This is a genomic window from Microbacterium sp. TNHR37B (assembly GCF_001620065.1).
In the GTDB taxonomy this organism is placed as follows: Bacteria; Actinomycetota; Actinomycetes; order Actinomycetales; family Microbacteriaceae; genus Microbacterium.
In genome coordinates this window covers 275,113-297,608 of the sequence record NZ_LQGV01000003.1, presented here as the reverse complement: position 1 = coordinate 297,608, position 22,496 = coordinate 275,113, and the positions used below count along the sequence as shown (strand labels likewise).

The following is a 22,496-nucleotide window of genomic DNA, read 5'->3' as shown; positions in this document are numbered from 1 at the left end:
GAAGACTGGCGAAAGCCTCAGGGAGCCACGCGTGCGAGGAACTCCCGTGTGCGGGGGTGACGTGCGGCGGTGAAGATCTGCGCGGGAGGCCCCTCCTCCACGATCACCCCGTCGTCGAGGAACAGCACTCGATGAGCGACTTCCCGGGCGAAGGCCATCTCGTGTGTGGCCATGAGGATCGTGGCGCCGTCTCCGGCGAGGTCGCGGACGAGCTCGAGCACTTCGCCCACGAGCTCCGGGTCGAGGGCCGAGGTGATCTCGTCGAGGAGCAGGACCTCCGGATCGGTGACGACCGCCCGGACGATCGCGGCCCGCTGCTGCTGCCCTCCCGACAGTCGGTCGGGATGGTCGGTCGCTTTGTCGGCCAGCCCGATGCGCTCCAGCAGGGGGAGCGCCCGCGCCTCGGCCTCCCGCCGAGACAATCGGTGGACGACGCGCGAGGCGAGCGTGACATTGTCGATCACCGACAGGTGCGGGAAGAGGTTGTAGCTCTGGAACACGGCGCCGAACCGGGCCCTCACGCGGTTGGCGTCGATGCGGGGGTCGGAGATGTCCTCGTTGCCGAGGAAGATCTGCCCGTCGTCGATCGACTCCAGGAGCCCGAGACACCGCAGCAGCGTCGACTTGCCCGAGCCGCTCGGTCCGATGAGGGCGACGACCTCGTGGCGAGCGAGGGTCACATCGACCCCGCGGAGGACCTCGCGCGGCCCGAAAGCCTTCCACAGGTCGGTCGCCGACAGCACGGGGGCACCGGCGGGAGGAGACGCGGTCACAGGATCGCCCCTGCCTGCTCGCGGTCGCGGAGCTTGGCGGTGTACCAGTCGGTCAGACGGATGGTGGGGATCGCCAGCAGGATGAAGAGGATCCCGGCGACGACGTACGGCGTGAAATTGTACGTCTGCGCTGTGACCGAACGGGCGGCGGCGATGGCATCGATCGCTCCGAGGATCGAGATGAGACCCACGTCCTTCTGCATCGAGACGAAGTCGTTCATGAGGGGAGGAGTGATCTTCCGCAGTGCCTGGGGAAGGACGATCCGGCGGAGGGTCTGCAGGTGCCCGAGCCCCAGGGCACGCGCCGCCAGCCGCTGCGACGGGTGCACGGCTTCGATACCGGCTCGGATGACCTCTGCGACGTACGACGAGTAGGTGAGGGTCACGGCGAGGACGCCCAGGGCCACCACGGGGATCCGCACGCCGGCGATGGTCGGGAGTCCGTAGCCGACGAGGTAGAGCACGATGATGAAGGGCAGCCCGCGGAAGAGGTCGGTGTACCCGGCGGCCAGGACGCGGAGCGGGAAGAAGACCGCGCCGCGGAGCGTCCGCGCCGTCGCGATCACGAGGGCCACCACCGACACCGTCACGAGTGAGTAGGCGAGCACCTGCAGGTTGATGAGGAACCCGTCCCACACCTTCGGCAGCGAGCGCAGCGCGATCTCGGGATCGAAGAACGTCTGCTGGACCTGCGCCCAGCCGGACGTGTTGATGACCGTCAGCCAGATGACCAGCGCGAAGACGACCGTCGAGGCGATCGCGACGAGGAAGGAGCGCGCCTCGCGCCGCCGCCGGTACTCCCGACGCTGCTGCTCGAGCGCACTCGGGCGAGCGGGAAACGCCGGATCGCGGCGAGACGGAGAGGAACCGGTCACTTCAGCAGCGTGACGCCCTGACCGGAGCCCAGCCACTCGTCGGTGATCTCCTCGAGCGTGCCGTCTTCGCGCAGCGCATCGACGGCTTCGGTGACCCGCGCGGTCAGCGGGGAGTCCTTCGCGAGCAGGAGACCCCACTCGTCGGGGACACCGGCGCCGGGCAGCTCGCCGACGATGAAGGAGTTCTCGATGTACTCCGCGGTCGCGTAGTACGCGGTGGGCAGGTCGAGGACGATCGCGTCGATCTGGCCCGCCTTCAACGCGGCGACGGCGTCCTCGTTCGAGGCGTACAGGAGCGGCTCGGTCGTGGGGGCTACGGACTCGGCGATCGTGGTGGCGCTCGTCGATCCGCTCATCGCGCCCAGCGTCAGCCCCTTGAGCGAGGCGATGTCGGTGACGTCATCGGCCGCGCCGCCCTTGATCGCGACGACCGCCTGGCTGGCGGCGTAGTACGGGGAGGAGAAGTCGACCGCCTGCTTGCGCTCGTCGGTGATCGTGTACTGCTGGATGTTGAAGTCGAAGTTCTTCGGGCCCGGCGCGATGGCGGACTCGAAGCTCGTGCGCACCCACTCCACGTCGTCGTGCGAGAAACCGAGACGATCGGCGACGGCGTAGGCGACGGCGGCTTCGAATCCCTCGCCGGATGCCGGATCGTCGTCGATCACGTAGGGGAAGTAGGCGGTCTCGCCGGTGGCGATCGTGAGCTTGCCCGGCGTGACGTACCCCTCGTCCGCGGCGCTCGGCGATCCCGACGGCGTCGTGGCGGCGGTGCACCCCGTGGCCAGCAGGATCGAAGCCGTGACGGACGCGACGAGGACGGTGCGCAGGGCGGGACGCGGCATGGAGTGCCTCCGGGCTCGGGTGACGGTGTCGAGGGGGCACCCGTTCGCGCGTCGCGAGCCGGTGCCGAAACCCATCATCCCGCGTGGGCGCGCGGGGTGGCCGCCCGGCCGTCGCATTGTTACAGCAACTTCATGTACCGAGTTCATCAAACGCGCGAGGCGGCCTCGTCCCGGGGCGCCGCGGCGGGGTCGGTGCGGGTGGCGCCCCGTCGCGCGCGCCGGGTGGCGTCCGTGCGGCCGAGCGTGCCCATCCGGTCGATCCACGACTGCCGCACCGACTCGTCGCTGAACCGCACCGGCGTGAATCGGGTCACCCCGACGGTCGTCACGCCGCAGTAGCCGAGGGTGGCGCGGGTGAGCGAGGCCTCGGCCGCCCCCCGGTAGACGATCCGGTTCCACCAGCGGGGGGAGTCCATCGTCATGACCACCCGTCCGGTCCGCCCCTTCAGCAGCCGATCCCACGTGCGGGTGCCCTGGCGGTAGCGGAAGGTCGCGCCCGAGAGGAAGACGCGGTCGATGAACGCCTTGAGGGCGGCGGGAGCGGTGCCCCACCACTGCGGGTGGACGATGGTGAGGTGGTCCGCCCACCGGACGTCGTCGAGGTAACGGGCGACCTCCGGGTCGAGCGCGCGGTCGGCCTCGGTGCGGGGCGCATGGAGCTGATCGCGGGTGCGCGGGTGATCCGGAACGGGGTCGACGGCGAGATCGATCACGCGGACCTCCGCACCGTGCGCCCGCGCCTCGGCCGTGTAGGCGGCAGCGAGGGCGTGGGTGAGTGTCGCCGGCAGCGGGGTGCCGATCACGACGAGGATCCGGCGGGTCATGACGGGGTCCCTTTCTCGAGGACGATCCTGGTGAGCATCGCCAGGTGGGAGTTGAGCTGGCCGGCGTCGATCGCTCCCGCCGAGACCTCGGGATCCAGTCGCGGGTCTGCCAGCATCTCGGTGAACTCCGCTTCCAGCTCGCCGCCCGCTCGCTGCACGAGGGCGTGCCCCGTGTCGCTGAGCGACAGCACGACGCGGCGGCCGGTGCCGGCCTCGGTCTGGATCCAGCCGTCGTCGATGAGACCGGGAAGGCGTTTGCTCACGGCCGCCTTCGTCACGCGGAGACAGCGCGCCAGCCCGGTCACATCGACCGGCCCCACTTCGGCGAGGGTCGCGAGGAACTCGAAGAGGTTGAACGACACCCCGTGTCGCTGGCGCAGGACGGCATCGGCGTAGATGTCGAGCTCGGCGACCAGCTCGTGCAGGGTGACGGTGATGCGATCGGCCATGCTCTGAGTCAACCCGTTGACACGCCGGTTGTCAACAGGTTGACATGCTGTCAGCGCGGCGCCATTCGCGGGTCCTCGGTCGGGTCCAGGTACATGCGGGGGCATCCCTGCGTGGGCGCCTCGGTACGGAGCTCGAAGTGCCACGCTTCGTTGATGTAGATCTGACAGAGACCGTACGGGGCACCGTGACGCCCGAGCCACTCCGCGGCCTCCCACGGGCCGACGTCGACCGCATCGCCGGAGACGTGCGGCGAGGTCTCGGGGGTGGCGACCCACCGGGCGGCCTCCGCCGGCGATCCGTACGTCTCCACCGCATCGCGCAACAGCCGCTCCTGCAGCGCTGTCGAGCGCCACCCGCTGTTGATGCGCACCTCGACGCCGTCGGCCTGCGCCGCCGTCGACGCTGCGCGCAGGGCATCGCGCAACTGCGCGTTCAGCCGGGAGACCGCCGCGACGTCGTCGTCGAAGACCGTCGTGCCGGGCGGGACCGTTCCGTCGTCGGTCGGCGAAGCGGGATCGGTCGACGGGGATCCGGCGGGGTGGACGGCGCACCCCGTCAGCGTGGCGACGAGGACGAGGGCCCCGACGATGAGGCCTCCGAGGGCGAGGGCTGAGGATCGGCGGGCGACGGACATCCGAGCTGAGTTCATGTGTCCAGCAGATCCGCGCGCGTGTTGCCCGCGCGTACGCAGAAACCGATACACCGACGATATCCGCGGCTCCGTACGATCGAGGAGTGCGAGTGCTGATCGTGGAGGACGAGCCGCTGATGGCGTCGGCCATCCGCGACGGGCTCCGGTTGGAGGCGATCGCGGCGGACATCGCCGGTGACGGCGAGACGGCGCAGGAGCTCCTCGCCGTCAACGACTACGACATCGCCGTCCTCGATCGCGACATCCCGGGACCGTCCGGCGACGACATCGCGCGGATGATCGTCGCCTCCGGCAGCGGGCTGCCGATCCTCATGCTGACCGCGGCCGACCGCATCGACGACAAGGCGTCGGGATTCGAGCTCGGCGCCGACGACTACCTGACGAAGCCCTTCGCGCTGCGGGAACTCGTCCTGCGCCTGCGCGCGCTCGATCGTCGCCGCGTGCGTCACCGACCGCCGGTGCGGGAGATCGGCGGCCTTCGCCTGGACCCGTTCCGGCGCGAGGTGTATCGCGATGGTCGCTACATCGCCCTCACGCGGAAGCAGTTCGCCGTGCTCGAGGTGCTGGTCGCCGCCGAGGGTGGCGTCGTCAGTGCGGAGGCGCTCCTCGAGCAGGCGTGGGACGCGAACGCCGACCCCTTCACCAACGCCGTGCGCATCACGGTCTCCGCGCTCCGGAAGCGACTCGGGGAGCCCTGGCTCATCCTCACCGAGCCCGGAGTCGGCTACCGGATCGATCCGGGCAGCCCATGACCGGGAGGCGGAGCGTCAGCGCGCGCGTCTCGCTGACGGCGAGCTATGTCGGCCTGGTCGCGGTGGCGGGAGCGATCCTCCTCGGGGTGGTCTGGTTCTTCCTGCTGCGCTACGTGCCGACCAGGGCGATCAGCACGGACACGGGATGGGCACCCAATCAGGGCGACCTGCTGCGTGCCTTCGCGCCGGCGGCGGCATGGGCGATGGCGGTGCTGCTGATCGTGGGGGCGGTGGGCGGGTGGTTTCTCGCCGGTCGCATGCTCTCGCCGCTCAGCCGCCTCACCGAGGTGACGCGCCGCGCCGACGCCGGGAACCTCGCCCTCCGGGTGGGAATGACGCGCCGGGACGAGTTCGGTGAGCTCGCCGACTCGTTTGACGGGATGCTGGACCGGATCGAAGCCCACGTGGCGGAGCAGCAGCGTTTCGCCGCCAACGCCTCGCACGAGCTGCGCACCCCTCTCGCGATCACCCGCACGCTCCTGGAGGTGGGCCGCTCCGACCCCGACCGGGACACCGCTGCGCTCCTGGAGCGGTTGGCGCGCGTGAACGAGCGCTCGATCGAGCTCGTCGAAGCGTTGCTCCTGCTCACCCGGGTGGAGCGACGCGCGTTCGAGCGCCGGGAGGTCGACCTCTCCCTCCTCGTCGAGGAGGCCGCCGAGGTGCTCCTCCCGCTCGCGGAGGAGCGTGGCGCGGAGCTCATCGTCTCCAGCGCTCCGGCTCCTACCTCCGGATCGGAGCCCCTTCTCGGGCAGGTCGCGGTCAACCTCCTCCACAACGCACTCGTGCACGGCGATCCGCGTCGAGGGCCTGTCTCCGCCTCGACCTGGCGCGACGAGGCGGAGGCGGTGCTGGTGGTGGAGAGCGCGGGGGCCGTGCTCGATCCGGCATCGGTGGAGACGCTCGTCGAGCCGTTCCAGCGAGGCGCCGCACGCGCGCGGCGCGAGGGTCAGGAGGGTGCGGGCCTGGGGCTGGCGATCGTCGCGGCGATCGTCCGCGCCCACGACGGCACCCTCCACCTCACGGCGCGGCCCTCCGGCGGCCTCCGCGTGGTCGTGCGCCTCGCCGGGAGGTGACCCGACGCGAGGGCGGCCGCCGAGGTCAGCGAGACTCGGTCGAGGTCGGAAGGCTCTGCCACGTCGCGAACGCCGCGGCTGCCGCGCCGGCGCCATCGTGCCGTTCGCACAGATCGATCATGCGTTCGTGCCGCTCGATCGAGGCGTGCCCGTCATCGCTGAACCGGATGAGCTCGGCGCGGCGGACGAGGGGGCCGAACTGCTCCAGCACTTTCTCGACGGCCCGATTACCCAGGACGCGGATCGGGATGGCGTGCAGCTCTTCATCGCTGTCGAGCGCGGCGGCCGCATCGCCCGCCCTGATCGCCTCGGCGAAGCGGCGGTTCGCGTCGCGCATCCCGGCGATGTCGTCCGCGCTGAGCCGGCCCGCCACCTCCTGCACGGCCAGGGTATGCATCGCGGCGACCACGTCTCGCGCGTCGCGTAGCGACTTCTCGTCGATCTCACTGACGGCCGTGGACCGCCCCGGTTGCGTGACGACGAGGCCGTTCCCCTCCAGCCGCAACAGCGCCTCCCGGACGGGGGTGCGGCTCACGCCCAGCCACGCGCCGATCTCCGCGTCGCGCAGTTGCTCGCCCGGTCGGAGCGTGCCGTCGACGATCGCGTCGCGCAGGCGCCGGTAGACGTCATCGCGCAAGAGGGAACGGCCGACCGGCGGGGCATCCGAGGGGAGGGGCATGCAACATATTGAACACCGTTCGTTCCCCGGCCGTCGCGAGGATCAGCCCAGGGAGACGAGCTCGTCGAGGTCGTCGTCGGGGAGCTGATCGGCCACGGCGCCCACGCGGAGGTCGACGAGGTCGGCGCGCCCGCTCAGTACGGTCAGGAACGCGGTGTCGGCGGCGTCGCGCCCTGTCGCGATGCGCAGGAGGGAGCTCCGCGGTGCCAGGGTCGTGGCGTCGATGACGCGCCAGGCGCCCTCCACCCAGGCCTCGACGACGGCGTGGAAGTCCATCGGTTCCAGCCCCGGCGCATACACCGACACGAGTCGCGCCGGAAGGCCGCGGGCGCGAAGCAGCGCGACGCACAGATGGGCGAAGTCGCGACAGACGCCGCGACGTGCCAGGAGGGTGCGGGTGGCGCCGTCGGTCGGGAGGGAGGACCCGGAGACGTAGGCCAGGCGTGTGCCCACCCACGACGACACGGCGAGGAGGGTCGCGGCGTCGCCACCGGAACCGGCGAACTCCGCACTGGCCGTCGCGGCCAGCTCATCCGACTCCGCGTAGCGACTCGGGCGCTGATAGACCACGAGCTCGGTCTCGTCGGCGTCTCGCGGCGCATCGCGTCCGGTGACCTGCGCGGCGTACTCGACGACGAGCTCTCCCGGGTCCACGCGAAGGCGGTGCAGGCGCCCGCCGTGGGCGTCGGGCATCTCCGTCGGGGCGACCGCCACGCCGTCGAGCGTGGCGCGGAAGGACTCCTCCACCTCCGCAGAGGTGGTCGCCACCGCGATCGCGAACACGAGGTCGGCCGTCTCGGTGACCCGGACCACGATGCGACTGGAGACGTCTCTCTTCATCCGTCCAGAGTGACAGACGATCGCCACCGCGTCAGGAGGCGTCGAGATCGTGTCCGCGGATGTCGAGCGCCCACTCCTCGGCGAGCCGCTCCGACTCGCGGGCGATGATCGCCACGTCCGCGCCCACGAGGAGGAAGTCCGCACCGGCGTCGGCGTACTCGCGCGCGATCACGGGGTCGAACGCGTTGACGCCCACGGGCTTTCCGGCCGCCTGCACCGCGCGCATGGTCTCGGCGACGGCGGCACGCACGTCGGGGTGGGTCTGCTGCCCGAGGAGCCCCATCGATGCGGCGAGGTCGGACGGGCCGACGAACACGCCGTCCACGCCGTCGACGGCCGCGATCTCGGCCGCGTGGGCAACGCCGGAGACGGTCTCGATCTGGACGAACAGCGAGGTGTGCGCATCGGCGTCGCGGAGATAGTCGTCCACGCGGTTCCACCGAGCCGACCGTGCCAGCGCCGCCCCCACCCCGCGCGTGCCCCGCGGCGGATACCGCACCGCCGAGGCGGCCGCCCGGGCATCGTCGGGTGTCGACACCATCGGCACGAGGAGGTTCTGCGCGCCGAGGTCGAGCACCTGCTTGATCGTGACGACGTCTCCGATCGGAACCCGGACGACGGGGGTGGCGGGATAGGCCGCGGCGACCTGGAGCTGAGCGAGCGTGCTGCCGAGTCCGTTCGGAGAGTGCTCCATGTCGATGAGCAGCCAGTCCATGCCCGACCCCGCGAGGATCTCGGTCACGACGGGAGACGCCGTGCAGGCCCAGAGCCCGGCGAGGGGGCGGTGGGTTTCGGCCAGGCGCTCTCGGAAGGTGGGGGCTAGATGAAGTGACACGAGATGGTTCCCATCGGTCCGTAGTCGCAGAGCACGTGGTCGCCCGCGTGCACCCAGACGGGGCGGGTGAAGGATCCGGCGAGGATGATCTCGCCCGCCTCGAGTCGGGCACCGTGCTGATGGAGCTTGTTGGCCAGCCACGCCACACCGGTGGCGGGATGACCGAGCACTCCGGCGGCGACCCCGGTCTCCTCGATCTCGCCATTGCGGCTGAGCACACCCGGGACCCACCGCAGATCGACCTCGTCCGGACGCCGACGCGTCTCTCCGAGCACCATCGCACCATAGGCGGCGTTGTCGCTGATCGTGTCGACGATGGTGCGCCCCTCCAGCTCGATGTGTGAGTTGAGCACCTCCAGTGCGGGCACCACGTGGTCGGTCGCGCGCAGGGCGTCGGCGAGGGTGGCGTGCGGGCCTTCCAGGGGTTGTGCCAGGACGAAGGCCAGCTCCACCTCGACGCGGACGTTGGAGAAACGGTCGACGGGAAGGGTGTCGCCGCTGCGGAAGATCGTGTCGTCGAACATCACCCCGTAGTCGGGCTCGGTGATGCCGGTGGCGTGCTGCATCGCACGGGAGGTCAGGCCGATCTTGCGCCCGACGAGACGATGGCCGTCGGCGATCCTGCGATCGCGCCATCGCGCCTGGATCCGGTAGGCGTCCTCGACGGTCGCCGCGGGATACCGAGCGGTGATCCGCGGGATCACGCCGTGGGTGCGGTCGGCATCGGCCAGTTCCGCCGCGATGCGGTCGGTCTCTGCGGGGGTGAGCATGTCAGAGCTGGTGCCCGAGCTTGTACTCGCCCTGCCGGTGATCCTGCCCCGTCGCGCCCCTCTCCTCCGGACGGGTGTACGAGAAGCCGTCGGCGCCGATCGTCACCGCCATCTCCGACGACTCGGTGCGGGCGAGGACCGGCTGCGGGTTGCCGTCGAGATCGAGGACCAGCGAGGCCTCCGTGTACCAGGAGGGCACGACGGGGTTGCCCCACCAGTCGCGGCGCTGGTTGTCGTGGACGTCCCACGTGACCACCGGGTTGTCGGGGTCGCCGGTGTAGTAGTCCTGCGTGTAGATCTCCACGCGGTGCCCGTCGGGGTCGCGCAGATAGAGATAGAACGCGTTGGAGACCCCGTGTCGTCCCGGCCCGCGCTCGATCGCGTCGGAACGGCGGAGAGCTCCGAGCTTGTCGCAGATGGCGAGGATGTTGTGCTTCTCGTGGGTCGCGAAGGCCACGTGGTGCATGCGCGGCCCGTCGCCGCCGGTCATGGCGGTGTCGTGCACGGTGGGCTTGCGCCGCATCCACGCCGCGTAGACCGTGCCCTCCTCGTCCTGGATGTCCTCCGTCACGCGGAAGCCGAGCGACTGCATGAAGCCGACGGCCCGCGGGACGTCCGGGGTGACCTGATTGAAGTGGTCGAGGCGGACGAGCTCACCCGGGGTGTGGAGGTCGTACCGCCACGACAGTCTCTCCACGTGCTCGGTCTGGAAGAAGAACTCGTAGGGGAACCCGAGCGGGTCGGTCACCCGCACGGCGTCGCCGATGCCTTTGACGAACCCCTCGGCCCGCCGCTCCACCCGGCAGCCGAGCTCGGTGTAGAACGCGACCGCCTTGTCGAGGTCGTCGGCCGAGCGCACCCGATACGAGAACACGGCGACGGCGGCGATCGGGCCCTCGCGCAGCACCAGGTTGTGGTGGATGAACTCCTCCGTCGAGCGGAGGTACACCGTGCTCTCGTCCTCCTCGGTCACGTAGAGGCCCAGCACGTCGACGTAGAAGGCGCGTGAGGCCGCGAGGTCGGTGACGACCAGCTCCATGTAGGCGCAGCGCAGGATGTCGGGGGCCGGCGCCGCCGGGACGGGGAGGGGATCGGCGGAGCGGATGGGTGCCTCCTGGCTCACGAAGAAGCCCGACGAGGTGGGGGTCAACTGGTCACGGTAGGTCATGTCAGCGTCCTTGCTTTCCGGGCGTGGGTCAGTTCTTGCCGAAGGTGGGGTTGTGCACCGCGCCGAGCGTGATGTGAACGGCCTGCTGATCGGTGTAGAAGTCGATGGAGCGGTAGCCGCCCTCGTGGCCGAGTCCCGACGCCTTCACGCCGCCGAAGGGGGTGCGGAGGTCGCGGACGTTGTTCGAGTTGAGCCAGACCATGCCCGCCTCCACGGCGCCCGCGAAGGTGTGGGCACGCTTCAGGTCGTTCGTCCAGACATAGGCGGCGAGGCCGTATTTCGTGTCGTTGGCCAGCGCCAGCGCCTCCTCCTCGGTGTCGAACGGCGTGATCGCGACGACCGGGCCGAAGATCTCCTCCTGGAAGATGCGCGCATCCGGGCGGACGTCGGCGAAGACGGTCGGGGCCACGAAGTTGCCGAACGCGAAACCCTCCGGCTGGCCGCCGCCGGCCACGAGACGGCCTTCCGTCTTGCCGAGCTCGACGTAGCTCATGACCTTCGCGAAGTGCTCGGGGTGCACGAGCGCGCCCACCTCGGTCTGCGGGTCGTGCGGGTAGCCCACCGTCACCCGCGCGGCCTGAGCCGCGTAGCGCTCGACGAACTCGTCGTACACGGCACGCTCGACGAGGATCCGGGAACCGGCGGTGCAGCGCTCGCCGTTGAGGGAGAACACACCGAAGATCGTCGCGTCGATGGCGGCGTCCAGGTCGGCGTCGGCGAAGACGATCGCGGGCGACTTCCCGCCGAGCTCCATCGACAGGGCCTTCAGGTGCGGTGCCGCGTTGGCGAAGATCAGCTGCCCCGTGGAGCTCTCGCCCGTGAAGGAGATGAGCGGCACGTCGGGATGCTTCACGAGGGCATCGCCCGCGTCTTCACCCAGCCCGTTCACGAGGTTGAAGACGCCCCGGGGGAGTCCCGCCTCTTCGAAGATCCCCGCCCACAGCGACGCCGACAGCGGAGTGAACTCGGCGGGCTTCAGCACGACGGTGTTGCCGGTTGCCAGCGCCGGAGCCAGCTTCCACGACTCCAGCATGAAGGGCGTGTTCCAGGGGGTGATGAGCCCCGCGACGCCGATCGGTTTGCGGTTGACGTAGTTGATCTGCCGTCCCGGGACCTTGAAGGTGTCGTCGGCCTGAGCGACGACGAGATCGGCGAAGAAGCGGAAGTTCTCCGCCGCGCGCCGGGCCTGGCCCAGAGCCTGCGTGATCGGCAGCCCCGAGTCGAACGACTCGAGCTCGGCGAGGCGCTCGTCGCGCGACTCGACGATGTCGGCGATCCGGTGGAGCACGCGCGAGCGCTCGCGGGGGAGCATCCGCGGCCACGGGCCTTCGGTGAACGCGCGCCGCGCCGCCGCCACCGCGCGGTCGATGTCCGCCTTCTTGCCCGCCGCCGCTGTGACATACACCTCGTTGGACACCGGTTCGAGGACGTCGAAGGTGTCTCCGTCGACCGAATCGACGAGCGCGCCGTCGATGTAGTGCTGGATGCGGGAGGGGAGATCGGCCGGCACGTGACGCGAGGCGAGGTCGGGAGTGCTCATGTGGGCTCCTTGTCGGGAGGGGGATCAGAACGCGGGGAGGCCGAGCGCCTCATCCGGGTGCTCGTGGATCATGTAGGCGTCCAGCGTTGCGGAACGATGGCGGCGAGCCGCCTTCTCGATCTCGCCGAGGGGCGCTCCCCGCTCGATGAGACGCACGATGTTCTCGTGCTCGTGGACGGACTCCTCGGCGCGGCCGGGGACGAAGCTGAACGTGGAGTCGCGAAGGTGGCCGAGGCGCGCCCACTCGGCCTCGACGAGTTCGAGCATGCGCGGGTTGGGGCACCGCGCGAACAGCGTCGCGTGGAACTCCTGGTTCAGCCTCGTGAAGGCGCGCGGATCGAAATGCGCCAGCGTCTCGATCATCAGCTCGTTGATCCGGCGCGCATCGCGCAGGTCGTCGGCGGTGAGACGGCGCGCGGCGAGGGCGGTGGCCGCCCCCTCCAGGATGCTGAGGGACTGCATCGAGAAGCGGTACTGCGTGTCGTCGACCATGGAGACGCGTGCGCCGACGTTGCGTTCGAAGGTCACGAGGCCCTCCGCCTCCAGCTGCCGGATCGCCTCCCGCACCGGGACGACGCTCATGTCGAGGTCGCTCGCGATGGTCCCGAGCACCAGCCGATACCCGGGAGTGAAGACCTGATCGGCGATCCGTTCCTTGATCCAGTGGTAGGCCTGCTGCGACTTGCTGCGCGTGGTCTGGGCCGTGTCGGTCATCGCTGCGTCCTCTCGGCGTCGTAGCGGGCGCGCCAGCTGGCGTTCAGGGGAAACAGGCCTTCGATCGGGTGTCCTTCGGCGACGCGGGCGGCGATCCACGCGTCCTCGTCCTCCTGCGCGAGCGCCGCTTCCACGACCTCCCGGAGAAGCGGCGGGGGGATCACCAGCACGCCGTCGGCGTCGCCCACGACGATGTCGCCGGGCTGCACCGTGGTGCCTCCGCACGCGATGGTGACGTCGTGGTCCCAGGGGACGTGCTTGCGCCCGAGCACGGCCGGATGCGCTCCGGCGGTGTAGACCGGGAGGCCCACCGCCCGGACGGCATCGATGTCGCGCACACCGCCGTCGGTGACGATGCCCGCGGCTCCCCGGGCGTGTGCACGGAGCGCCAGGATGTCGCCGAGCGTGCCGGAACCGGTCTCGCCGCGCGCCTCGATGACGATCACCTCGCCCGCACCGACCGTGTCGAACGCCCGCTTCTGCGCGTTGTAGCCGCCTCCGTGCGTCTCGAAGAGGTCAGGACGGTGCGGGACGAAGCGCAGTGTCCGTGCCGTTCCGACCAGCCGGCGGCCGGGGTGAAGGGCGTGGACCCCGTCGATCGTCACATCGTCGAGCCCGCGCTTGCGCAGTTGCTGGGAGAGTGCCGCGACGGGGAGGCGGTGGAGCGCGGCGCGCAGGTCGGCGTCGAGCGTCGAGCGGCTGCCGGACTCGTCTGTCTCGGTGGGCGGGGTGGTCGCGCCGCCGCCGGCGGTGGGGGAGGCGGCAGCCCCGACGGTGCGCTGTGTTTCCGTGCGTGGGGAGTCGTTGCCCCAGGCTTCGGTGCGCTGGGTGTCGTCGACGGCGGGGAGTGCGCCGAGAGTCGCATCGAAGCCGGGTCCGTCGTCGGTCGCGACGCTCGTCACGAGGCGCCCGGTCGTGAGTCCCGCCTCGGGCGCGTCGACTTCGACCTCGACGACGTCGCCGGGCTGGAGCACCGAGGATCCCGCCGGCGTGCCGGTGAGGATCACGTCGCCGGGCTCGAGGGTGAAGTGCTGGCTGAGGTCGGCGACGATCTGGGTCAGGGGGAAGAGGAGGGCTCCGGTCGTGTCGTCCTGGGTGAGGACGCCGTTGACCCACGTGCGCACGCGCAGGCCCGTGGGATCGAGGAGTCGGGCGTCGAGGAGCCGAGGGCCGAGCGGGGTGAATCCGTCTCGGCTCTTGGACCGGACGTTCGAGCCCTTGTCGCTGGCGCGCAGGTCGTAGAGCCCGAGGTCGTTCCCGGCGGTCACCCATCCGACGTGCTCCCAGGCGCCGGTGAGGGAGACGTGTCGCGCGGTCGAGCCGATCACGAGGGCGATCTCCCCCTCGAAGGCGAGAAGCTCGGTGCCTGCGGGGCGGGCAACGGTCGAGCCGGAGGCGGCCACGGAGCTCGAGGCCTTGAAGAAGTACGAGGGCGCCTCTGGGGTCCGGCCCCGCTGTGCGGCGCGAGAGGGGTAGCTGAGGTGCACCGCGATGATCTTTCCCGGACGGCCGGGAAGGCCGGAGAACCGGGGATCGGTGGTCGTCTCGATGGTCATGAGCTCCCTCGCTCTTGCGTCGTATCCGAAATCGTATATGATCCTGAGTCACCGGGCAAGCAGCTCGAACGACAACGACGTCAGTGACACGGGAGCCACCATGAGCGCATCCTCCTCGACCCCGCCGGCGGGATTCACCCCCACCGGTACCATCGCGACCGCGACCGATCGGCGCCGGGTCGTGTTCGCCACGGTGGTCGGAACCACCGTGGAGTGGTACGACTTCTTCATCTACGCCTCGGCGGCCGGTCTGGTCTTCGGGCAGCTGTTCTTCGCTCCCGCCGGGGAGCAGTTCGGGCAGATCCTCTCGTTCATCACGGTGGGGATCAGCTTCTTGTTCCGGCCGCTGGGCGCTTTCCTCGCGGGCCACTTCGGCGACAAGTACGGGCGACGGCTCGTTCTCATGCTGACGCTCGTGCTGATGGGTGTCGCGACGACCCTCGTCGGGCTGCTGCCGACATATGCGCAGATCGGCATCCTCGCCCCCGTGCTTCTCATCGTGCTGCGCATCCTGCAGGGCATCTCGGCGGGTGGCGAATGGGGCGGCGCCGTGTTGATGGCTGTGGAGCACGCTCCGAAGGCCAAGCGGGGGCTGTTCGGCGCCTCGCCGCAGATCGGCGTGCCGCTCGGACTCCTGCTCGCCTCCGCGGTCCTCGCGCTCGTGTCGCTGCCCGGGGAGGACTTCTTCCTCTCCTGGGGCTGGCGCATCCCGTTCCTGCTCAGCGTGGTGCTGATCCTGATCGGCGCATACGTGCGCCGCCGCGTGGAGGAGAGTCCCGTCTTCGTGGAGCTCGCCGAGCGCAAGGAAGAGACGAGGATGCCGATCGTGCGCCTCTTCCGCACCCACGCGCTGCTGGTGATCGTCGCGGCTTTCGTGTTCGCCGGTAACAACGCGGTCGGATACATGACCACCGGCGGATACATCCAGCGCTACGCGACCGATCCGGCGGGTCCGGTGGGGCTCCCGACCTCGGAGGTGCTGTGGGCGGTCACCCTGTCGGCTGTCACGTGGCTGGTCTTCACGTGGATCGCCGGCTGGCTTTCCGATCGACTCGGGCGACGGACGACGTACCTCATCGGGTGGGTGCTGCAGCTGGGCGGTGTGTTCCTGCTCTTCCCGCTCGTCAACACGGGGGACATCGTGCTGCTCGGCCTCGGCCTGGTGGCGCTGACCGTCGGACTGGGCTTCACCTACGGCCCGCAGGCCGCGCTGTATGCGGAGTTGTTCCCGGCGTCGATCCGCTTCTCGGGGGTGTCGATCTCGTACGCGATCGGCGCGATCCTGGGAGGCGCCTTCGCCCCGACGATCGCGACGGCCCTCGTGCAGGCCACCGGTTCGACCGGGGCCGTCACGTGGTATCTCGCGGGCATGACGGTGCTGGGCCTGCTCGCCACGCTCGTGCTGCGTGATCGGAGTGGGATTCCCCTCGGCCCGGACCACGAGCAGGAACAGACCGTGAGCCCGATCCGCGGCCTCGCACGGGCGTGAGGCGAGGCGACGATGCAGTTCCACCACCACGGCTACGTCTCCGGAGATCCGCGCGTGCAGCCCGCGCGCGGATCCGGCGTGGAGCGTCCGCGGGAGATCCCCGAGGAGATCGACGTGCTCATCGTCGGCTCCGGACCCGCCGGGATGCTCTTGGCGGCGCAGATGGCGCAGTACCCGTCGGTCGTGACGCGGATCATCGAGCGGCGAGACGGCCGGCTCGTGCTGGGCCAGGCCGATGGCATCCAGCCGCGGAGCGTCGAGACCTTCCAGGCCTTCGGGTTCGCCGAGCGGATTACCGCCGAGGCGTACAACATCGGCTGGATGAACTTCTGGGGTCCCGATCCCGACGACCCGAGTCGCATCGTGCGGCGTTCCCGCACCGAGGACTACGGATATCGGATCAGCGAGTTTCCGCACCTGATCGTCAATCAGGCCAGGGTGCTCGACTACTTCGCCGAGGCGGCCGCTCACGGCCCGGGGCGCATCGAGCCCGACTACGGCGTCGAGTTCCTCGGGCTCACGGTGAGAGACGAGGGTGATCATCCCGTCGAGGTACGCCTGCGCTCCGCGGCCGGGGAGCGCACGGTGTCTGCGAAGTACGTCGTCGGTTGCGACGGTGCGCGCAGCGCGGTCCGCGAGGCGATCGGCCGCCGTCATGTGGGCGACATCTCTCAGCATGCGTGGGGTGTCATGGATGTGCTGGTCAACACGGACTTCCCCGACTGGCGCATCAAGTGCGCGATCAACGCCCAAGCGGGGAACATCCTCCACATCCCCCGTGAGGGCGGCTACCTCAGCCGCATGTACATCGACCTGGGGGCCGTGGCGGAGGACGATGATCACCGTGTGCGGCAGACGCCGATCGAGGAGATCATCCGGCGCGCCAACGAGATCCTCCACCCGTACACGCTCGATGTGAGACAGGTGGCGTGGCACAGCGTCTATGAGGTCGGTCATCGTGTCACGGACGGTTTCGACGACGTGCCGGAAGGCGCTGCCCGCACGCCGCGCGTGTTCCTCACCGGCGATGCCTGCCACACCCACAGTGCGAAGGCGGGGCAGGGGATGAACGTGTCGATGCAGGATGGGTTCAACCTCGGCTGGAAGCTCGGCTCGGTGCTCACCGGCCGCAGTCCCGCGTCGCTCCTGTCGACCTATGGCGCCGAACGCATGCCGGTGGCCCAGCAGTTGATCGACTTCGATCGCGAGTGGTCGTCGCTCATGGCGCGCAAGCCCGAGGACATCACCGATCCCGAGGATCTCGCCACCTACTACCTCGCCACCGCGGAGTTCCCCTCGGGGTTCATGACGCAGTACGGCCCCTCGATGATCGTCGGCTCGGCGGCGCAGCAGGGTCTTGCCGCGGGGTTCCCGCTCGGCAAGCGGTTCCAGAGCGTGCCGGTCACGCGGGTCGCCGACGGCAACGTCGTCCACCTCGGTCACTACGCGAAGGCCGACGGACGATGGCGGATCTACGCGTTCGCGGATCGGGACGACTCCGGCGCCTCGCCGGCGCTGGACGCGTGGGCACGGTGGATGTCGGTGTCCGATGACTCGCCGCTGCAGCGCTATGCCCGCCCCGGCGACGACATGGACGCCCTGTTCGATGTGAAGGTCGTGTACCCGCAGCCGTTCGACGAGGTCGAGTGGAGCGCCGTCCCCGAGGTGTTCCGCCCACGGACCGGTCCCCTCGGACTGATGGACTGGGAGAAGGTGTTCGCCGCGGGGGCGAGCGCGTGGAACGATCGCGACATCTTCGACGAACGGGCTATCGCCCGCGACGGCGCCGTTGTCGTCGTCCGCCCCGATCAGTACGTCGCGGCAGTGCTGTCGTTGTCGGCGCATGCCGAGCTGGCCAGTTTCTTCGACGGGGTGCTCCTTCCCGGCCACTGAGCGTGCGCGGCTCCGGATGCGCGAGCAGGCACGGCGATTCGAGCTCCGCATCAGAACGGCGGAGGTGAGTCCGGCTCGGGAGTGGCATCGCTCACGTCCTCGGTTCCGGCATCGGTCACGAAGGCCAGGGTTCGCGCGGGCCGATCGGGGGAGACCCGGCCGGTGGGGCTGGTCCAGTGCATCACTCCGGCTCCCGTCTGCCTCACCCGCCACGCGGAGTGGTGTTTCAGGGTGTGGTGCCGCCGGCAGTGCGGCAGTGCGGCAGGGGTCGCAGGGAAGGACCGCACCAGCACGGTGGCGTGGGACGTCATGCCCCCATTCTTCGCGAGGGGCCCGACGCTCGACTCCAGGAAAGCCCAGGTCACACTTGGTTTGTGGATAACCCCGCGATCTGTCACGCCGGGGAGGAACCGGCATCTCGGGAGGCAGCGTATCGACGCGCCGCGCCGCTCACCGCCCGGGAGTGTTCACCCGAATGATCTCCTGCTGGTACGGAGCGATGACCTCGCCCGAGATACGGCAGTCCAGCAGCAGGAACGGTCGGTCGGACGCAGGCCGCGCCGCCCAGTCGTCCAGCGCGCGGAGATCGTCGAGCGCGCGCACCACGACGCCCTCGGCGCCCACGGATCGCGCGAGTCCCGCGAAGTCGACCTCCGGGATCAGCATCGGCTCCCGGGCCAAGCCTTGCAGGCCGTAGAGGTTGACCTCGGCACCGTACGCGGCGTCGTTCCAGACGACGGCGAGGCCGCGACCGGCCGCGACGCGCACCGCCGACTCGAGATCGGCGAGGGCCATCAGCCCGCCACCGTCGCCCGTCGTCAGCACCACCGTCGACTCCGGCCGGGCCAGCGCCGCCCCGGGAACGGAAGGGAATCCGAGTCCGATCGACTGATAGGCGGTGCCGACCATCATCATCCGGTCGGGCGCCGCCACCGGCCAGTACATGTTCGCCCAGCCGATGAAGTGGCCGCCGTCGGAGACGACCACTCGGTCGCGCGTGGACGGGTGCCGTTCCAGCGCCTCCCCGATCCGCGCCGCGACCGCGCGAGGATCCAGCCGCCCGTCGGGAGCGAGCGCCTCGCCGCGGTGTCGCGCTCGGGCAGCCGAAAGATCGACAGACTCGCGCCACCCGGAGGGCTGCGACGGCTCCAGCGCATCGGCGAGGGCGGCGGCCACGATCGCCGCGTCGCCACGGATGAAACCGCCGACGTGCGGGTGCGTGGCGGCGGGCGAGATGTCGACCTGCACGACGCGTGTGCCCGGCGCGAACAGGTCGCCGAAGCGCATGGTGAACGGGTTGAGGCCCGCGCCGAAGACCACGGCCACGTCGGCGGCGCGGACGAGCTCCATCGCCCCTTCCGCACCGAACCCGCCGGCGACGCCCAGGTCGAACTCCGCGCGGGGGAAGATGCCGCGCCCGAGCGCCGTGGTCGCGGTGAGGGCCCCGGTCGCATCGGCCAGTCGTCCGAGCGCGTCGCCGGCGCCCGACACCCACGCGCCGCGCCCGGCCAGCAGAAGCGGTCGACGCGCACGCGCGAGGGTATCGGCGAGGTCGGCGATGGCCGCCCGCGCGAAGGCGGTGGGTTCGAGCGGCCCCGGAAGGATCGGTGCGGGCGCCTCAGGCACCGCTCCAGCATCCAGCCGGGCCACGTCGTAGGGAATGGCGAGCACGGTCGGCACCCGGTAGGACAGCGCGTGCTCGACGGCGATGGCGGTCGTCGCGGCGGCATCCGCGCGTCCGACCGTATAGGTGCGTGCTCCCACGGCAGAGGCGAGAGCGATCTGGTCCACGTCCCACGGCCGGGGGCCTGACGTGGGCTCGTCGCCGACCACGAGCAGGAGCGGGACGTGCGCCTGCACGGCCTCGGCGAGGGCCGTCAGCGTGTTGGTGAAGCCGGCGCCGTAGGTGGCGGTGGCCGCGGCCAGGCCCCCACCCGCGCGGTGGTAGGCATCGGCGGCGACGACACCTCCCGCCTCATGCCGCACGGCGGTGAAGGCGACATCGGTGGAGCGTTCGAGCGCGTCGAGGAAGTGGGCGTTGCCGTTGCCCATCACCCCGAAGACGTGGTCGATGTGGCGGGCGAGGGTCTGCGCGACGTGCGCGGAAACGGTGGACATGCTGCTCCTGCGAGAACGAGACGGAGGTGAGGCCGTATGTGTCTCGCTGCTCCGGCGTCGTCGCCGGGCTGCGGCGTGCCCATTTTTCGAGCACCGGCGGAGAGGACCGCCGGACCACAGGAGTCTATCGCGCGGCGCACGGAGGGGCTCGCCGCGTGGGGGTGGTCCCGGGCAGGATGGCGTCATGGATCTCGCTGCGTTGCGAGCCGAGCGCTTGCGGGCGCACCGGCTTCGTTCCCCCGCGGAGTCGGTCACGGCCGCCGCGGCCCACATGACGGCGACGCAGGCCCAGGAGTTCTGGGGTGGGCGATGGGCGGTGGCCGCCCGCACCGCGGGCACCCCGACCCTCCGCGACGTGGATGCCGCATTCGCTCAGCCCGGCGGGCTGGTGCGATCGTGGACACAGCGCGGCACCCTGCACATCGTTCCCGCGGCCGATCTCTCCTGGATGCTGTCGGTGACCGCCGAACGCCAGGCGAGGCAGTACGCCGGGAACCATCGCGGCCTGGGCATCGATGCCGAGACGCTGGTGCGGGCCGAGACGGCGGTGCGCGCGGCGCTCGCGGGAGGGAACCGGATCACCCGTGCCGAGTTCGCCGCGGTGCTGGAGGGGGCGGGCATCGATCCGTCGCGCATGCGCGGGAACCACATCTTCTCGGCGCTCGCGCTGCGTGAGGTCGTCGTGCTGGGCCCCGTCGTGCCGCGTGAGGGCGGCCCGACGCGTGACCAGTACGTCGTCGCGCCCGCGGAATGGATCCCCCATGGGGCGCGACCCGCCGACCCCCTCGCGGAGCTGTTCGTCCGCTACATCCGCGGCCACGGACCGGCGGGGATCGGTGATTTCGGGTGGTGGGCCGGGGTGCCGAAGGGGGTGTCTCAGCGGGCGCGGGAGGGAGCGGGCGACCGAGTCGTCGAGGTGGAGGACGGGCTGTTCGTCTCGGCCGAAGCGGCTCCGGCGTCCACCAGCGTTCCTCCGGTGCTCGCGCTGCCGCCCTTCGAGGAGTACTACCTGTCCTACCTCGATCGCTCCACGCCGTGCGCACCGGAGTTCACGCGACGGATCGGACCGAGCATGAACGGCATCGTGAAGCCCGTCCTCGTCGCCGATGGGGAGATCGTGGGCGTGTGGTCGCATTCGGTGGCGGTGGGCAAGCACCACCTCGCCCCCGTCCCCGAGCTCTTCGGCGACGCGGACGCCGCCGAGGTCGAGCGGGCGCTCGCGCGCTTCGGACGGTTCATCACGGGGTGAGCCGGTCCTCGCGTCCGGCCCTCCGTCCCTCGCTCAGGCGAACAGCTCGGCGCCGACGAACGACCCGGTCCTCGCTCCGCGCGGAATCGCCCAGATACCCGAGCCGACGTGGCGGATGTACTCGTTCATCAGATCGGTCGACAGCGCCCGTTGGAGGGAGATGAACTGTTCCGGCGATCGCTGGTACGAGAGGAAGAACAGGCCGGCGTCGAGGCGTCCGAGGTCGGTGTTGCCGTCGACGAAGTTGTAGCCGCGACGGAGGATGCGGGTGCCGCCGTTGAGCTCCGGGTGCGCCAGGCGCACATGCGAGTGGGGGTCGATCCGGGCCGCGCCGCCGGCGTCCGTCGCGGCGAAGTCGGGGGTGGTCTCCTCCTGCCCGCCCGACAGCGGCGCGCCGTGTGCCTTGTCGCGTCCGACGATGCGCTCCTGCTCGGACAGGCGCACGCGGTCCCACGTCTCGATGATCATGGCGATCTTCCGGGCGACGAGGTAGGAGCCACCCGCCAGCCACGCCGGCTCGTCCGCCGCGTCCACCCACACGTGCGCGGCGAGGGCCGCGGTGTCGTCGGCGAGGATGTTGGCCGTGCCGTCCTTGAAGCCGAACAGGTTGCGCGGCGTTGCCTGAGCGGCGGTGGTCTTCGAGGTCTTCCCGAAGCCCAGCTGCGACCACCGCAACCGGGCGCGCCCGAACGCGATCCGGCTGAGGTTGCGGATCGCGTGCACGGCCACCTGCGGATCGTCCGCGCACGCCTGGATGCAGAGGTCACCGCCCGATGCGCCGGGATCGAGATCGTCGCCGAGGAACCGGGGGAGCCTCTGGAGCGCGGCCGGTCGCTGCGAGGACAAGCCGTAGCGGTCCTCGCCGTCGGCCGTGACGAACAGCGTGGGGCCGAAGCCGAACGTGATCGTGAGTCCGGATGCGGGGAGTCCGAGCGCTTCGCCGGTGTCGTCCGGAGGCGCCTCCGGAGATCCGCCGACGGCTCCCGTCGCGCTCACGTCGAGCCCTTGCGTCATCCGGGCCGCCGCGTAGGTCCAGTCCTGCAGCAGACTGACGAGGTCCTCGCGCGTGGTGCGAGCCATCATGTCGAACGAGGCGAAGTGGAGGTGATCCTGGACGGGCGTCGTGATGCCGGCCTGGTGCTCGCCGGAGAAGGCGTACACGGCCCCCGCGCCCTCCTTCTCTCGGGACCGCCCCACTGCCACGCCCGCGGCCACGCCCGCACCGGCGCCCACGCTGAGCCCCGCCGCCCCCACTCCGGCGGCGAGCCCGAACAGCCCGCGCCGGCTGAGCCCCGGCGCCTCCCGCCGAGTGTCCACGACGCGCGGAGACGACGCCGGGTCATGCGGCGCGTCGTGGACACTCGGCGGTTCGGGAGTCGCGTCGGAGGGGCTTGTCATGCGCGG

The 22,496-nt window shown here is 70.6% G+C and carries 22 protein-coding genes; 5 read left to right on the top strand and 17 right to left on the bottom strand.

Annotated elements, in window-relative coordinates:
* Nucleotides 1-17: 17 nt before the first annotated feature.
* The 6 genes from AVP41_RS09670 to AVP41_RS09645 all read right to left on the bottom strand — a co-directional run bounded on the left by AVP41_RS09670 (nucleotide 18) and on the right by AVP41_RS09645 (nucleotide 4,413).
* Nucleotides 18-773, bottom strand: a complete 756-nt coding sequence (locus tag AVP41_RS09670; protein WP_067163778.1) for an amino acid ABC transporter ATP-binding protein — start codon at nucleotides 771-773, stop codon at nucleotides 18-20.
* Complete coding sequence (locus tag AVP41_RS09665; RefSeq protein ID WP_067163776.1) at nucleotides 770-1,648, bottom strand: amino acid ABC transporter permease; 879 nt, start codon at nucleotides 1,646-1,648, stop codon at nucleotides 770-772. The genes AVP41_RS09670 and AVP41_RS09665 overlap by 4 nt, the downstream gene beginning before the upstream one ends.
* Nucleotides 1,645-2,490, bottom strand: a complete 846-nt coding sequence (locus tag AVP41_RS09660) for an ABC transporter substrate-binding protein (protein ID WP_067163774.1) — start codon at nucleotides 2,488-2,490, stop codon at nucleotides 1,645-1,647. The genes AVP41_RS09665 and AVP41_RS09660 overlap by 4 nt, the downstream gene beginning before the upstream one ends.
* Before the next feature lie 146 nt (nucleotides 2,491-2,636).
* A complete protein-coding gene (locus AVP41_RS09655; RefSeq protein WP_067163771.1) occupies nucleotides 2,637-3,314 on the bottom strand; it encodes an NAD(P)H-dependent oxidoreductase in 678 nt (225 codons plus the stop codon).
* A complete protein-coding gene (locus AVP41_RS09650; RefSeq protein ID WP_067163769.1) occupies nucleotides 3,311-3,763 on the bottom strand; it encodes a MarR family winged helix-turn-helix transcriptional regulator in 453 nt (150 codons plus the stop codon). The genes AVP41_RS09655 and AVP41_RS09650 overlap by 4 nt, the downstream gene beginning before the upstream one ends.
* Nucleotides 3,764-3,813: 50 nt before the next feature.
* Nucleotides 3,814-4,413 (bottom strand): M15 family metallopeptidase, encoded by a 600-nt coding sequence (locus tag AVP41_RS09645; protein ID WP_082829147.1) that lies wholly within the window; start codon nucleotides 4,411-4,413, stop codon nucleotides 3,814-3,816.
* An 86-nt stretch (nucleotides 4,414-4,499) separates the two neighbouring features.
* Here AVP41_RS09645 and AVP41_RS09640 point away from each other — a divergent pair, with 86 nt between their 5' ends.
* Together AVP41_RS09640 and AVP41_RS09635 are read left to right on the top strand one after the other, a co-directional pair.
* Nucleotides 4,500-5,168 (top strand): response regulator transcription factor, encoded by a 669-nt coding sequence (locus tag AVP41_RS09640; RefSeq protein WP_067163764.1) that lies wholly within the window; start codon nucleotides 4,500-4,502, stop codon nucleotides 5,166-5,168.
* Nucleotides 5,165-6,241, top strand: coding sequence for a sensor histidine kinase (locus AVP41_RS09635; protein ID WP_067163761.1), 1,077 nt, complete (start codon nucleotides 5,165-5,167; stop codon nucleotides 6,239-6,241). Before AVP41_RS09640 ends, AVP41_RS09635 begins: the two co-directional genes overlap by 4 nt.
* A 25-nt stretch (nucleotides 6,242-6,266) precedes the next feature.
* Here AVP41_RS09635 and AVP41_RS09630 read toward each other — a convergent pair whose 3' ends face one another.
* From AVP41_RS09630 to AVP41_RS09595, 8 genes are read right to left on the bottom strand one after another with little or no spacing between them, the layout of a single operon-like run.
* Nucleotides 6,267-6,920 (bottom strand): GntR family transcriptional regulator, encoded by a 654-nt coding sequence (locus tag AVP41_RS09630; protein ID WP_067163759.1) that lies wholly within the window; start codon nucleotides 6,918-6,920, stop codon nucleotides 6,267-6,269.
* A gap of 42 nt (nucleotides 6,921-6,962) precedes the next feature.
* On the bottom strand, nucleotides 6,963-7,760 hold the full coding sequence (locus AVP41_RS09625) for a transglutaminase-like domain-containing protein (RefSeq protein ID WP_067163757.1): 798 nt from the start codon (nucleotides 7,758-7,760) through the stop codon (nucleotides 6,963-6,965).
* 31 nt (nucleotides 7,761-7,791) lie between these two features.
* Complete coding sequence (locus AVP41_RS09620; protein ID WP_067163755.1) at nucleotides 7,792-8,595, bottom strand: HpcH/HpaI aldolase family protein; 804 nt, start codon at nucleotides 8,593-8,595, stop codon at nucleotides 7,792-7,794.
* Nucleotides 8,580-9,365, bottom strand: coding sequence for a 2-keto-4-pentenoate hydratase (locus AVP41_RS09615; RefSeq protein ID WP_067163752.1), 786 nt, complete (start codon nucleotides 9,363-9,365; stop codon nucleotides 8,580-8,582). The genes AVP41_RS09620 and AVP41_RS09615 overlap by 16 nt, the downstream gene beginning before the upstream one ends.
* A 1-nt stretch (nucleotide 9,366) precedes the next feature.
* Nucleotides 9,367-10,533 carry a 3,4-dihydroxyphenylacetate 2,3-dioxygenase gene (hpaD, locus tag AVP41_RS09610; RefSeq protein ID WP_067163750.1) on the bottom strand — a complete coding sequence of 389 codons (1,167 nt, stop codon included), beginning with the start codon at nucleotides 10,531-10,533 and terminating at the stop codon, nucleotides 9,367-9,369.
* Between the two features lie 28 nt (nucleotides 10,534-10,561).
* Nucleotides 10,562-12,073, bottom strand: coding sequence for a 5-carboxymethyl-2-hydroxymuconate semialdehyde dehydrogenase (hpaE, locus tag AVP41_RS09605; protein WP_067163747.1), 1,512 nt, complete (start codon nucleotides 12,071-12,073; stop codon nucleotides 10,562-10,564).
* A 24-nt stretch (nucleotides 12,074-12,097) separates the two neighbouring features.
* Nucleotides 12,098-12,787, bottom strand: a complete 690-nt coding sequence (locus AVP41_RS09600; protein ID WP_067163745.1) for a GntR family transcriptional regulator — start codon at nucleotides 12,785-12,787, stop codon at nucleotides 12,098-12,100.
* Complete coding sequence (locus AVP41_RS09595) at nucleotides 12,784-14,343, bottom strand: fumarylacetoacetate hydrolase family protein (protein WP_067163742.1); 1,560 nt, start codon at nucleotides 14,341-14,343, stop codon at nucleotides 12,784-12,786. The genes AVP41_RS09600 and AVP41_RS09595 overlap by 4 nt, the downstream gene beginning before the upstream one ends.
* A 100-nt stretch (nucleotides 14,344-14,443) precedes the next feature.
* On the opposite strand from AVP41_RS09595, the gene AVP41_RS09590 reads away from it, so the two are divergent.
* Together AVP41_RS09590 and AVP41_RS09585 are read left to right on the top strand one after the other, a co-directional pair.
* On the top strand, nucleotides 14,444-15,832 hold the full coding sequence (locus AVP41_RS09590; protein ID WP_067165763.1) for an MFS transporter: 1,389 nt from the start codon (nucleotides 14,444-14,446) through the stop codon (nucleotides 15,830-15,832).
* A gap of 12 nt (nucleotides 15,833-15,844) precedes the next feature.
* The gene (locus AVP41_RS09585) at nucleotides 15,845-17,725 is read left to right on the top strand and encodes an FAD-dependent monooxygenase (RefSeq protein ID WP_067163740.1); all 1,881 of its coding nucleotides are present in this window, start codon (nucleotides 15,845-15,847) and stop codon (nucleotides 17,723-17,725) included.
* 50 nt (nucleotides 17,726-17,775) lie between these two features.
* On the opposite strand, the gene AVP41_RS16825 is transcribed toward AVP41_RS09585, so the two are convergent.
* Nucleotides 17,776-18,036 (bottom strand): hypothetical protein, encoded by a 261-nt coding sequence (locus AVP41_RS16825; protein WP_082829146.1) that lies wholly within the window; start codon nucleotides 18,034-18,036, stop codon nucleotides 17,776-17,778.
* A gap of 139 nt (nucleotides 18,037-18,175) precedes the next feature.
* On the bottom strand, nucleotides 18,176-19,843 hold the full coding sequence (locus AVP41_RS09580; protein ID WP_067163738.1) for a thiamine pyrophosphate-binding protein: 1,668 nt from the start codon (nucleotides 19,841-19,843) through the stop codon (nucleotides 18,176-18,178).
* Between the two features lie 184 nt (nucleotides 19,844-20,027).
* Between AVP41_RS09580 and AVP41_RS09575 the strand changes: the two genes are divergently transcribed.
* Nucleotides 20,028-21,092, top strand: a complete 1,065-nt coding sequence (locus AVP41_RS09575; RefSeq protein WP_067163736.1) for a winged helix DNA-binding domain-containing protein — start codon at nucleotides 20,028-20,030, stop codon at nucleotides 21,090-21,092.
* A 33-nt stretch (nucleotides 21,093-21,125) separates the two neighbouring features.
* On the opposite strand, the gene efeB is transcribed toward AVP41_RS09575, so the two are convergent.
* Nucleotides 21,126-22,490, bottom strand: coding sequence for an iron uptake transporter deferrochelatase/peroxidase subunit (efeB, locus tag AVP41_RS09570; protein ID WP_067163733.1), 1,365 nt, complete (start codon nucleotides 22,488-22,490; stop codon nucleotides 21,126-21,128).
* Between the last annotated feature and the right edge of the window lie 6 nt (nucleotides 22,491-22,496).